The sequence below is a fragment of the Paenibacillus sp. 01L418 genome (assembly GCF_056400045.1).
On record NZ_JBFTSN010000162.1, the window covers coordinates 1 to 12,801 of the forward strand.

At 42.1% G+C, this 12,801-nt stretch carries 10 protein-coding genes and 2 pseudogenes; 4 read left to right on the forward strand and 8 right to left on the reverse strand.

Annotated features, from left to right (window positions below; translation table 11 throughout):
• Both AC1DSE_RS18950 and AC1DSE_RS18955 read right to left on the reverse strand, forming a co-directional pair.
• On the reverse strand, positions 1-181 hold a 181-nt coding region (locus AC1DSE_RS18950; protein WP_477528029.1), incomplete at its 3' end, for a hypothetical protein.
• A gap of 321 nt (positions 182-502) precedes the next feature.
• Positions 503-1,453, reverse strand: a complete 951-nt coding sequence (locus AC1DSE_RS18955) for an SDR family NAD(P)-dependent oxidoreductase (RefSeq protein WP_477512135.1) — start codon at positions 1,451-1,453, stop codon at positions 503-505.
• 438 nt (positions 1,454-1,891) lie between these two features.
• Between AC1DSE_RS18955 and AC1DSE_RS18960 the strand changes: the two are divergent.
• Positions 1,892-2,541 (forward strand): annotated as a pseudogene (locus AC1DSE_RS18960) (transcriptional regulator).
• 1,247 nt (positions 2,542-3,788) lie between these two features.
• A complete protein-coding gene (locus AC1DSE_RS18965) occupies positions 3,789-5,249 on the forward strand; it encodes an MFS transporter (protein ID WP_477512134.1) in 1,461 nt (486 codons plus the stop codon).
• Between the two features lie 75 nt (positions 5,250-5,324).
• On the opposite strand, the gene AC1DSE_RS18970 is transcribed toward AC1DSE_RS18965, so the two are convergent.
• From AC1DSE_RS18970 to AC1DSE_RS18985, 4 genes and pseudogenes are all read right to left on the reverse strand, one after another.
• Positions 5,325-6,125 (reverse strand): aminoglycoside phosphotransferase family protein, encoded by an 801-nt coding sequence (locus AC1DSE_RS18970; RefSeq protein WP_477512133.1) that lies wholly within the window; start codon positions 6,123-6,125, stop codon positions 5,325-5,327.
• Positions 6,126-6,292: 167 nt separating this feature from the next.
• Positions 6,293-7,108 carry an ABC transporter permease gene (locus tag AC1DSE_RS18975; RefSeq protein WP_477512132.1) on the reverse strand — a complete coding sequence of 272 codons (816 nt, stop codon included), beginning with the start codon at positions 7,106-7,108 and terminating at the stop codon, positions 6,293-6,295.
• Positions 7,105-8,136: an ATP-binding cassette domain-containing protein gene (locus AC1DSE_RS18980; protein ID WP_477528030.1), complete on the reverse strand. Its 1,032-nt coding sequence runs from the start codon at positions 8,134-8,136 to the stop codon at positions 7,105-7,107. The genes AC1DSE_RS18975 and AC1DSE_RS18980 overlap by 4 nt, the downstream gene beginning before the upstream one ends.
• Before the next feature lie 398 nt (positions 8,137-8,534).
• Positions 8,535-8,741 (reverse strand): annotated as a pseudogene (locus AC1DSE_RS18985) (Lrp/AsnC ligand binding domain-containing protein); the annotation flags it as partial.
• A gap of 100 nt (positions 8,742-8,841) precedes the next feature.
• Here AC1DSE_RS18985 and AC1DSE_RS18990 point away from each other — a divergent pair.
• Entirely contained in the window at positions 8,842-9,024 is a 183-nt protein-coding gene (locus tag AC1DSE_RS18990) for a hypothetical protein (RefSeq protein ID WP_477512130.1), read from the forward strand.
• Between the two features lie 115 nt (positions 9,025-9,139).
• Here the strand turns inward: AC1DSE_RS18990 and AC1DSE_RS18995 are convergent, their stop codons facing one another.
• On the reverse strand, positions 9,140-9,799 hold the full coding sequence (locus AC1DSE_RS18995) for a helix-turn-helix transcriptional regulator (RefSeq protein ID WP_477512129.1): 660 nt from the start codon (positions 9,797-9,799) through the stop codon (positions 9,140-9,142).
• 169 nt (positions 9,800-9,968) lie between these two features.
• On the opposite strand from AC1DSE_RS18995, the gene AC1DSE_RS19000 reads away from it, so the two are divergent.
• On the forward strand, positions 9,969-11,336 hold the full coding sequence (locus AC1DSE_RS19000; RefSeq protein WP_477512128.1) for an MFS transporter: 1,368 nt from the start codon (positions 9,969-9,971) through the stop codon (positions 11,334-11,336).
• A gap of 128 nt (positions 11,337-11,464) precedes the next feature.
• Here AC1DSE_RS19000 and AC1DSE_RS19005 read toward each other — a convergent pair whose 3' ends face one another.
• Positions 11,465-12,580 (reverse strand): NADH:flavin oxidoreductase, encoded by a 1,116-nt coding sequence (locus AC1DSE_RS19005; RefSeq protein WP_477512127.1) that lies wholly within the window; start codon positions 12,578-12,580, stop codon positions 11,465-11,467.
• Positions 12,581-12,801 lie beyond the last annotated feature (221 nt).

Here is a 12,801-nt window from a genome sequence, read left to right on the forward strand (position 1 = left end):
CTGCTTCACCATATTCGCTCAGTGTTATCTTTAATTGTCGATGCTCTTCTGGAACAGGTATATTTTCACCTTTAATATCGATTATTCCTGTGAATGTTCTTACTCCTTTTATGTTCTTTTTCATTTTACCATTTACAAATATGGTATCTGGCTTCACAAAATCACTATTTTCTTCACCCAATTGATACAATACCCCTTGAATCGTAAATTTATAGTGCTTTGGGTATGTATACATTAATATCTATACAATAAATGCCACTATAAGAAGTACCATTGGTATCCATAGTTTTTTCTTCAATTATCAACCACCACCTCAACTAACATTAAATGTAACTATCCGAAAGTACAATGAAAGGCTTGAATCTCACCACTAAAGTATTAGAGCAGTGATTAAAGTATCCTGCTCGTTAGCTTAATGAAGCATCGTCGCATCGTCAGTCTAACACTTTATTTTTCAGTCTAGAACTTTATTTCCTTCTAACTTCTGCTACTCCTGTTGTGCTTACGACTCATAAAAATTACTAGTCAGCTCCGTGCTTAAAACCCATAGCTTCGACGAATTTTCAGTGTCAATAGCGTATTTAGGATAGCTTCCCGAACCAAATATGTTTTTCAATTGCTCTACACCTTTTTCGCTTGTGGATGGTGCAACTATCTCTCGCTTGTGGTTAATTAGCTGACCTGTTACATCGCGGAATTCATCTGAAGTACAAATATAAAAATAATTGTCTGCCATGCCGGCTGGTGGCGGATTCGTTAAATTTTGAGCCGTAGCAAGCACTTTCCAAAATGGGCTAAGTTTGCTTATCGTTTCTTTTGATAATTTTACTCGGTTGATTTGAAGCGCATTGATTTTAATTCCCTTGCTTTTCAATTGTTCAGCTAATTTGAAGGTTAATATCAATAACGCCATTTTGGAGTCTCCGTACATCTTATATACACTGTGACGCTGCTTGTTTTGCAGTTCACCGCGTAAATTATCGAAATCGATTTTTCTTTTGGGATCGAAGAAATTTTTAATATTGGTCGTACAGGCATTAAGAATTCTCGGGTCCTGCGATTTTTGAAGATGGTCTGTCAGCAACTTAGTCATTAAGAAGGGACCAAATGTGTTTGTAGCAAAAGACAATTCAATATGTTCAGGACTAAGCTTATATTGCTTTTCTCCATGATTTAAGTAAGCTGCGTTATGTATTAAAATGTCCAACCGTGAGTATTTAGCTTTGAATGCAGCGCAGAATAAACGAATAGAATCAAACGATGAAATATCCAGCTCCATCAAATCTACATTAACATTGTTTGCTGCTAGTATGATTTCTTGTTGCACAGGTCTACTAATCTGCAAATTGCGGCAAGCCATGATAACATGATATCCTTCGGTTGCAAACTTCAGCGTTGCCGCTTTTCCGATCCCCGAGTTTGCTCCTGTTATAATAACAATCTTAACTTTCATGCCGAACCTCCTATTGGATATTTTACGGTTACCCTTCAAGATTTGGTTCTTAAGTGCTTGAACAAGTGCTTTTAGTGCTTTTACTCAGTTATGTCTTCTCTATTTTGATGATAATATGGTGTGAAGGAATTGTTTCGATTTTATAAGCTGCGTTATCAGTTGGGTTCTTGAAAAAAATTGATTAGATGTCAATTGTTTGGGTGTGTTACTCAAGCTGTATATMAATAATATATCGTATTTGTTCAATTAATAGTGCATCTTACAAAAACTATGAGACACTTATGAATATTAGAAATAACGGCTATTGATGAAATAGTCAGCTGACGATATACTGACAACATAGGTCGTGAAGAACACGCCGCTGTCATACAACCATTCCTGTTTGGGAGTGTTTGTATGACAGCGGCGTTTTTATTTTGCAGAGGGGAAGTGTAAGTTATGGCATCTCAATTTGATCACAAATATAAGGAATGGTTACAAGCCAATATTGATTCAGAGAGTAATCATAGAAGACTTGAATTGCTCAATAAGGGACTTGGCCACGGAACAGTTGAATTTCTACGATCAGTATGGTTCCCTGCTGTCGGACATTTTGATTATCTGCTGCCTGAATGGGAAGTTCGCGATTTCAATAATGGCTATCGATATCTGGATCTTGCCTATATGCCAGGTGGCGCAAAAGGTGGAATTGAGATTCAAGGATATGCGTCCCACGCTCGAGATCTTGATGTAAGACGATTAATGATTTGTGTAGAAGGCATTGTTTGTTAGCTCTTGACGGTTGGATGCTGCTGCCTGTTGCTTACCCTTCTATTACGGACGAACCGCAACAATGCCAGCAGCTCGTTCTTGCTTTTATCGGTAAATTCATTTCTTCAGATGTGCCTTCACAGTTAATGAGCTCTGAAGCGGAAACCTTACGACTAGCACGACGTTTGCTCCGACCAATAACTCCTTTAGAACTCGCTGAGCATCTCAGAGTAAGTGATCGACATGCAAGGCGTATTTTGTACAAACTCGTTGAACTCCAACTGTTAGAGGTATCCAGTGGCCACCAACGTTGCCGTACTTTTAAAATTCGATTGTAACGGTATACATCCGTCTTAGTAGCATGAGAGTGGGTAATCTGACGGTGATAGTCAAAGTTCCGTGGGTTTGTACGTGTTACGAAAATACTCATTGTTGCTTGAGTGTGAGATTATGTCGGTAATACTCAATGTGACGTAGGCGTGTTTTTGTTTCGGTAATACTCAATGTTGCTTTGGCATGGGTTTGTTCCGGTATTATCCAATGCAACATCAGTGTGGGTTTATTCTGGTATTACTAGATGTAACTTGGCGCGGGTTTAAGTCGGTAATACTCAATGTAACATCGGCGTGGGGGTGTTTCGGTTATTCTCATTGTTGCTTGGGTGTGGGTTTGTGTGCCTCAAAGTTGCGTGGGGTGTTTGAATTCTTAATGTGACAGAAAAAGCAGCTTGGGTGGCGGGTGTTACGGACATAGGTTCCGCTATTTATGGGATTTAGCTCTTTTTTTGATTTTAACGGACATAGGTTCCGCTATTTGCTATAAATCGAGTCTTTTTGAGTGTTTCAGCACAAATAGCGGATCTCATGTCCGTTAAAATGTCAAAACCCACTAAAATTCAAAATTAGCGGATCTCATGTCCATTAGCAATGATAGACACTACCCCTCGAGTCAAAAAAAATCGAGGTTTTCCGCACAAAATATTCGGTATAAAAAAGAAAACCACTCCTACCGAAGGAGTGGCATCTAATTACGACAACAGTTAGCAAACTGTTTTTTAACAAAAGCTTAGTGCGGACTATGCTGTGCGGCTTAGACAATCTAAGGACCAATACAATGATTAGCGTTAAAACAGCGGCATAGGCTGGAACCATCTGTATGCGAAAATGATCGATTATTCCATGCAATAATACAATCAACACTAAGGACATACATAACACTGCATTCAGCCGCCGTTCTCTTTTGCCAATTAGGATTCCCGTCGTGACTGCAATAATGACCAAAATAACAACTACCTCTAATACTCGCATCATACATAACCTCCAACTTTATCTCAGACTTCAATTATGGATAGCCGTAATTGATTAGCTAGAGCATAAATGTTGAAGTACACTTCAAGGTCAAGCTTTAATTGAAACAAATAATGAGATTTTGAATTCACCATTTTTGACGACATCTTCCAAAAATAAATCGTTCATCTCATATTTGTTGCTGAACCTTCACTTTCCATCTGCCTCGTTCTATTTTTATCGCCTAATTAAATGTTAGAATAGAGAGATCAATTCAATCTATATTAGGAGCATGAAAAGTGCGAGGACATCCAATTCACATTTTACGAATCACAGGTTTTCTAGATGGCATTTCATTACTTTTATTACTATGTATCGCTATGCCCTTGAAATATATATGGGGAATAGAGCAAGCCGTGACGCTTATGGGAAGTATTCACGGGGGGATTTTCAGTTTATATGCTGTAGCGATACTTTACGCAGCTATTCGAGTGAAGTGGAGTTTGCTTTGGCCTGCAGCAGCAGTAATTGCGGCTTTTGTGCCATTAGGCAACTTTTTGCTCGATTGGAAGCTGAAGAAAGCACAAGCTAAATATAGCGTAAAGCCATTTAACTATGCCATATTAGTGTACAGTATCGTGTTTTTCTCTTTTATTGATTTATTTGCACAGCTGCCGGTTATGAGTACTTTTGCCGCTTCCGTTGGTGCAAGCTCGTTTATTGTAGGCATTGTTGTTGGGCTTTATTCGTTAACGAATACGTTTGGCAACATATTGTCTGGTATTATGACGGATAAGGTAGGGCCGTTCAAAATACTAATGATCGGTTTGCTTCTGACAAGCAGCGCACTGCTGCTATATCAATTCGTTGACTCTCCAGTCGTATTAATAATCGTACGAATCATTCATGGTTTTGTGGCCGGATTAATTGTTCCAGCTGCGTTTACTTTCTCTGCAAATACTACGATAAATAATGAGCAAGGGAAAAAAGTTGCCTTCACGGGTACATTTGTTGGATTAGCCGCCATTATTGGACCTGCTTTCAGCGGAATTATGGCAAGCAAAACTTCCGTTCCCTTCGTTTTTACTTGTGTAGCTGTATTAGGGTTTGCACTCGCCATTTTGTCTGCTATTTTTTTAAGCAAGTACAAACCATTAAAGAAAGAAAAAGAAAACACGATCGAACAAGCAGCAGGCTCATTCTTTAATGCAGGTGTTGTAAAAGCTTATGGCGGTGCCTTTTTCTTAATGTTCTCTCAAGGCGTAATCGCTTATTTGTTGCCGCTGCATGTTCAAACGCTTGGATATGATTCGAAATTAAGCGGTACGCTAATGAGCACTTTCGGGATCATTGCCGTTCTCATGTTTGTACTTCCTACAAACCGTATATTCGATCGCGTTTCCCCATCACGAACGATGGCATTAGGCATGGGGTTAATGGGATTAAGTCAGCTGCTTATTAGCCAATCATCAACGACATTAGGACTTTATTTTGTTTTAGGCCTATATGGTATCGGCTTTGCTTTCTTGTTCCCATCCATCAATACGATGCTGATTAGAGCTACGCCAGCAGAGCTTCGCGGGAAAGCTTATGGATATTTCTATGCCTTCTTCTCTCTTGGTGTAGTTGCAGGCTCATCCGTTCTGGGATGGCTTCCTTTCAACATTATCGAAGGGTTCATCTTTACTGGAATCATCCTTCTGTTATTTACTGTTTTCATCGCCTTGAACAAGCAAAAAGAGCAAGCCTTCAATCACTAGTGCATAGCTGCAAAAAAAAGACAGCATTCCATTCAACTGGAGGCTGTCTTTTTCTTTCTCCACTTCAGTCACCATTTACTGCTGTTCTCTCCAGCGGGGTTCGTCAGGACATTCTCCAACTCTAGCCGCAATGATTACCGATAAATAATCTTGTATCATTTCACGGGTAACATCCATTTGGTTAAGATACAAATCTGCCAATGTTCTCTTTAATCCCCTGACCACCTCTATATCCTCTGTACCTTCAGGCACGGGTGTATACTCCACCAAAAATACAGTTCTTGCAACATCATATAAAATATGTCCGTGACACACATTCATGAAATCGATAACTTTTGTCTGACCATTGGATATTAATATATTGCCTGGATGAAAATCACCATGACAAAGTGTGTCTCCATCCTTCAATTCACTCCACTTGTGCAATACGCCTTCTTGTTCCATTGCATTAGCCGATGACGCATTTATTATATTGTATTTTAAAAATGATTTGTAATCCGGCACATCGCTAGTGCTGACTCTATTTTGTATAATCGACTTATGAAGCTTGGACATATGCTCCGCGCATCCATGGAGATCACCTGTTTTCAAAACCCAATCGAGCAGTGATTCGCCCTCCACTTTGTCATAAATAATACCCATACGCTCTTCATAACTAATCATTTCATATGCCTTTGGTTTTGCGAAGTTCATATCATTAATGGCTTGTGCGTTTCTAAACTCTCTTTCTACATCACTTTTTGGATAACCGTGAACGAAAAGCTTAAGCACTGTCCCTTCTTCCCATTCATAAACCGATGCGGTATTGCCTTCTCCGATTAATTCCCCATACTTCATTGATGTCATCTTTCCTTTCCAAATGGCTGCTTCATTCATGGTATCATCTATACTTTTCTACCAATAATCATAGCATATTATGGAAATTTGCGAACTTCATAAGAGCTCGCTATAGAAAATAAAACAAAAAAACGGCATTTCTGCCGTTTTGATTTGAGCGATTGGTGGAGCTTGGCGCTTGCATCAATTAAACTCCACGCTGTTCATTATGTCCGGCGCATATAGGCGCGAACCGTAATCGGTGCAAAGATGGCTACGATCACAATTGCTCCGATCAGAGAGATAGCTAGATCCCAGCCTACCGTTCCAGAGTTGGTCAAATCACGGACGGCACTGACAAGATGGGAGACCGGATTGATGTTGACAAACCATTGAAGCCATTTCGGCATGGTATCAACCGGCACAAAGGCATTGGAAAGAAACGTCAGCGGAAACAGCACAATCATCGATATCCCTTGTACGCTTGAGGCAGTACGGGCGATGACGCCGAAGAAAGCGAAGATCCAGCTGATTGACCAAGAACAAAAGATCACAAGTAGAGCAGCGATGGCCACATGATCAAGGCCTCCATCAGGACGATAGCCCATAATGTATCCCATAGTTAAAGTGAGTACAGTAGCAATCGTGTACCTAATGGTGTCTGCAAGCAAAGCTCCAGCTAACGGAGCAATTCGTGAGATTGGCAATGACTTGAATCGATCAAATACACCTTTGTCCATGTCCTCACGCAATTGAACGCCAGTAACAACTGAGGTCGTAATTACAGTCTGCACGAGAATGCCGGGAATGATGACGGGCAAATAACTGATTACGTCACCTGAGATGGCACCGCCAAAAATATAGGTAAACATTAAAGTAAAGATGATTGGCTGAAGTGTAACATCAAACAATTGCTCAGGTGTACGCCGAATTTTAAGCAGGCCGCGATAAGCCATCGTTAATGAATTACGAATGGTTTGACCAAAGCTCGTGTGGTTTTTCAGCTCACGATCAAACCCTGATTGAATGAAAGTRCTTTTCATACTTTTACCGCCTCCGCTTTATTGGATACATCGGACGCTTGTGCAGCGTCCTCTTTAACACCATGACCTGTGATTGTGAGGAACACCTCATCAAGGGTCGGTTTTTGTACGCTCATTTCTGCCAAATGAATCCCTCTCTCACGCAGTGCGATAAGCAGATCTGTGACCAAATCGGCATCCGCCATAGGGGCCGTAATCATTCCAGCTTCATATAACACAATGGATTGTGTTTTCAGCACATGTTCAACCGTTTGACGAGCTGCTTCGATGTCCAGCGGGTTTACTACTCTCAATTGCAATGAGGAGGTACCTACTGAAGCTTTCAGTTCATCCACCGTGCCCTCTGCCACTACCCGACCGCGATCGATAACTGCGATTCTATCAGCCAATTGATCCGCCTCATCGAGGTACTGTGTCGTTAACAGCACGGTCGACCCCGTCTTCACCAATCGGCGAATCGTATCCCACATCTGAGCACGCGTACGCGGGTCGAGCCCTGTAGTCGGCTCATCCAAGAAGATAAGCGGCGGTTGTGCAATAAGACTCGCCGCCAAATCCAAGCGGCGGCGCATGCCGCCGGAAAAGTTTTTCAATGGCCGCTTCGCTGCTTCCGTCAAACCAAACTCCTCAAGCAATTCATCTGCTTTACGCTTCGCTTCTGAACGCCCAAGCCCTARCAGCCTAGAGAAGATAACCAGGTTTTCTGTAGCGCTTAGTGATTCATCAACCGATGCGTACTGGCCGGTAACCCCAATTAATTGACGAACAATCTGTGATTCCTTTACTACATCGTGCCCGAAGATTCGCGCCGAGCCTGCATCTGGACGAAGCAAGGTTGCGAGCATACTAATCGTTGTGGTCTTGCCAGCTCCATTCGGACCAAGCACACCGTAAATTGAACCCGCGCGTACATTCATATTCACGCCATCCACAGCCCGATTTTCACCAAAAGTTTTTACGAGTCCGTTCGCTTCGACAGCCCAGTCACCGTGGTTTGGCTCTATTTTCTTCTTATTTACATGAACCATTGTAATTCCTCCTATACAACTGTTGATAACGTGATGGTAACGTACCTTTGTAAACTGAATTTAAACAAAAAATGATCCGCAGTTTAAATCTTACGTTTTATCGAGCGCTAAAATTCTATCCCTGACCTTAGATTCACAGAAATTAAACATCCCTCTTAAAAGCAGCTCACCAAAAAAAGCCCCTATTTCTCTGCCGATTGCAGAAAATAAGGACTTTCTAACTGACCGTCAATTTGAATTAGGGTCTGTTTTAGAGCTATGTCATAAACTTACGGCTCACTGTTATATTCACTCCAGCTGCTGGCTGATTAAATACTAATAAAGCCCTTTAAGCTGATCATGAGTTCCGCTTTCCACAACCGCACCTTGATCAAATACAATGATACGATCAGAGTATTTCACTTACTAATTACAATAGACAACTTATAATTAACATGATTATTTAATTCGGTTAAAAATAGATCCAGCTCATGGTTGGATGGAAATCTGCACTCCAAAAGATAACAACCTTCTCCACTGATTTTGAAGTTGTTCAAGATGTACTGCTGTTGTTTCTCAATATAGGCCAAATAGGGCTTATGTTCCGTGCCTTTTGTATAAATATTATGGTGCAATGATGTTGAGGACAGCATTAGACTGCATCATCCTGACGTCATCATTGTAAATGGAGGGGCTGCACAATTTCTTCAAGGCGATCCGATCATTATGACAAAAGAAGACATTTATCAAACCTATATGGCAGCTCCGCAATCGACCATTATCGTTTCACATATGGAAGCACTCAATCACTGCTTATTAACTCGAAGAGAATTACAAGCATTCCTTGATGAAAAGGAACTTTCAAAACATATTCTAGTACCCATTGATGGTGAATCCATCACTTTTTAAATGAAAAATCATTTTCCTCTGGCGTAATTAGGCTGTCGAGAAACTCTCGGCAGCCTTCAATATGTTAAATTTATTTAAAATGCTACTAATAGTTCAGGATTCAAAGTACTTTCAGCTAACTATTTGGTTCCATCACCTTATAAACACAGTTTCTTCCGCCTGACAAAATATGCTCTACGCGTTCAATCTGAACTTCACTGCCTAGCACGGATTGAAAGAGGCTTAACTCATTTTTACATAACCCGGCACAAGCAGCAGCAGCTTCACAGATTGGACAATGCTTCTCTATAAACAACAGGCTTCCATCGCCTAGATCCTTGATCTCAGCCATATAACCTTCTTTTGTGCGAATATCAGCCAGTTTCTCCAGTTTTCCAATTAGATGAGATTCCCCGCCAAGTTGGAAAAGGTATTGCTCCAGCATATTTTTATTTCGTACTGCCAGCAGCTTATCCAGCCCCTCGATTCCGAAAGCCTCTCTCATAGATTGAAGCAGACTAACTGACAACTCCGAATAACCGCTTGGAAAAAAACGATCAGCTTCAGGCGTTAATCTCCACAGCTTGGCCGGTCGCCCCATCGGACGGGCTTCTTCTTCATACGTAACTAATCCTTCTTCTTTCAGCGCATTTAAATGCTGGCGAATAGCCATTCCAGATAATAGAAACTCTGAGGCTAATGCCATAACATCCATACCACCCTGCTGCTTCAGCAGATTAATGATTCCTCTTCGCGTCTTCGTTGAGGAATCTTTGTTCGTTTGACTTCCGCTCATTATAGGGACCTCCTTTTGAGGCAACTGACTCTATATCACTCTCTACATTTTAAATAAAAATGTTGACAAAGTCAAAGCTGAACTGTAGCCTGAACTTTATAAAGAAATATGTTTACTAAGTATCCGGATATGGCGTATACATAAAAAATTTTGTTGGAGGTTAAAGGCAATGCCGAATCATCAAAGCATTTTTAGTCCGCGTTATTTTGCACTATCGATAGGAATTATTTTGTCAGTAATGGCAGTAGGATTTGAGGGCTTAGCCGTAACCACGATCGCTCCTTCCATCGCCGGTGATTTGAATGGCATTCATCTCTTTGGCTGGATATTCAGCACTTATCTGCTTGCTCAGATTGTTGGCACCCTGGTTGTCGGTCGTATTATTGATAAAAAAGGGCCAGCAGTACCGTTTACGATTGCACTTGTTTTGTTTATTGCGGGTCTGATTGCTGCGGCTGCTGCCAGCGATATGTACGTTATGATTGCGGCGCGAGCGCTGCAAGGCCTTGGTGCTGGTGCGATGATGACTTGCGTATACACCGCTATCTCCTTAAGCTATCCCGATGAATTACGTTCCAAAATACTCGGTGCATTCGGTACAGCCTACGTCCTTCCGTCTATGCTCGGTCCATTTGTTGCTGGTTTGATTGCAGAACAGTGGTCTTGGCGTTTTGTATTCTGGGGCATATTGCCGATTATCGTTTTGTCAGCCATCCTTAGCTTGCCGGCTTTTAGAAAATTGAAGGTACAAGGTACAAGGGAGGGTAATGGTGCCGCCGCTACGTGGATGGCTTTATTTTTAACGATAGGTACAGGTATTTTCCTCGTTGGACTTGGCATGCTGCCCAGAATTACAGGAGCTGTACTAAGCATTGCCGGCTTATCCGTCATGTCATATCCACTGCGCAAGCTGTTGCCTACGGGCACTCTACTATTCCGAAGAGGAATGCCAGCTATTCTAGCAACACGTGGACTTTTCTTCGCCGCATATGTCAGTACACAAAATTTTCTTGTGTTAGCTCTAATCGATATCAAAGGCATTAATCCCGCTCATGCCGGATTAATTGTTGCCAGCGCGGCGCTTAGCTGGTGTCTCTTTGCTTATTTGCAAGGGCGCTGGGATACAGCAGACCAAGGCCGTGGGCGTAATAGAAGAATTATTTTAGGCGTGCTGCTGCTCACAATAGGTTTTGCTTTAGTCGGTTGGATTCCAAACGTAACGGTTGCCTTGGCCGTAATGGGGCAAATCATTGCAGGAATTGGAATGGGATTATCCCATCCAACGAGCGGTGCGGTTGCATTTGCCCATACTAGTGAAGACGGAGCTGGCGAGACTTCCGCTAATTTGCAATTTGCAGATTCTTTCACACCGGGTGTGGTGATCGGTATAGGCGGTGCTATCCTTGTCGTTAGTCAAGCTGCCGGAATGACAATGCAATCGGGATTGATTGTAACGATGGGTTTTAATCTTTTGTTAATACTAATGAGTTTATTTGCAAGTATTCGTATTTCTTCTAAGAAACCAATGGCAGGCTAAAACACGATGGGGTGATCTGGAGGAGAAGAGATTATCTCAAGCGAATGAATGAGTGAGTTACTCTGTCAGTTAGTTCATAAAGAAGAAGAGGAGCCTAATTGCAGGCTCCTCTTCTATCGTGTACGACATTAATATAAAGTTTTTGTAGCGCCTGCGTCATAGCTCAGCAGCTCATCTGTTCGATTGTCGCGTATTTTGGCTGCCCATTCTGGATCAGCAAGCAGTGCACGGCCTATGGCTACCAGATCAAACTCTTCCTTTTCTAGTCTTTCAATTAAGCTGTTCAAAATGGCCGGCTTCGCAGCGTCCCCGCTGCTGCTTCTAAATTCATTATCCAGCCCAACTGAGCCTACAGTTATCGTTGGTTTTCCTGTCAGCTTCTTCGTCCATCCTGCCAGATTTAGATGAGAATCCTCAAACTCCGGCTCCCAATATCGCCGTGTTGAACAATGGAAGACATCCACTCCCGCATCAGCAAGCGGCGTCAAAAATTGCAAAAGCTGCTGAGGCGTTTCCGCCAATTTGGCATCATAATGACCCGCTTTCCATTGTGAGAATCGGAATACGATTGGAAAATCTTTTCCGACTGCACGACGGCATGCTTCAACAATCTCAACAGCGAAACGTGTCCTCGCTGCAAGGTCGCCGCCATAGCCATCAGTCCGTTTATTTGTTTGGTCCCAGAAGAACTGATCGATCAAATAACCATGCGCACCATGAAGCTCAATACCATCAAAGCCGATTCGTGCTGCATCTGCCGCTGACTGTGCGTAAGCTGCGATAACATCCCCAATCTCTTTCTCCGTTAGTGGCTCCGTTATTTTCTCACCTGATAGATTAAGTCCCGAAGGACCAATTGGCAATGCTTCCTTATTGGGGAGGTCGCCAATTTTGCGCGTTAACCCAACATGCCATAGCTGCGGAATAATTTTACCGCCGGCTTCATGCACTTCTTTTACCACATTGGACCAGCCGCTCAGCGCAGCCTCCCCATGAAAGTGAGGCCAATTCGGACTTGCAGCAGCAGCCTTATGATCGATTACGGTTCCTTCGGTGACGATAAGACCAACGCCATTCTCCGCCCGCCGACGATAATAAGCCGCAACATCAGCCCCTGGAACTCCATTTGGGGAGTATCCTCTTGTCATTGGCGCCATCACAATACGATTGGCAATCTGCAAATTTTTGGAGACAAAGGGCTTAAATAAAGCTTCAACCGATGTTTCATTTGTGGTATTAGACATGTACATTCCTCCTATATATTTGATTTGAGTTTAATTAGGTTTGTGTACTATAGATACTATCATGAATTACCGCGTATTCCCACCACTTTACTTATTTTCAATGCTGTAAAACCGAAAACCTTTTAATCTAAAAAAATGCTCTGATGGTATAATGGAAAAGGAATCCAAATAAAACAGTTTTCCAATAGGAGGGTTTGTATGGATTATCTTCGAGATTACAC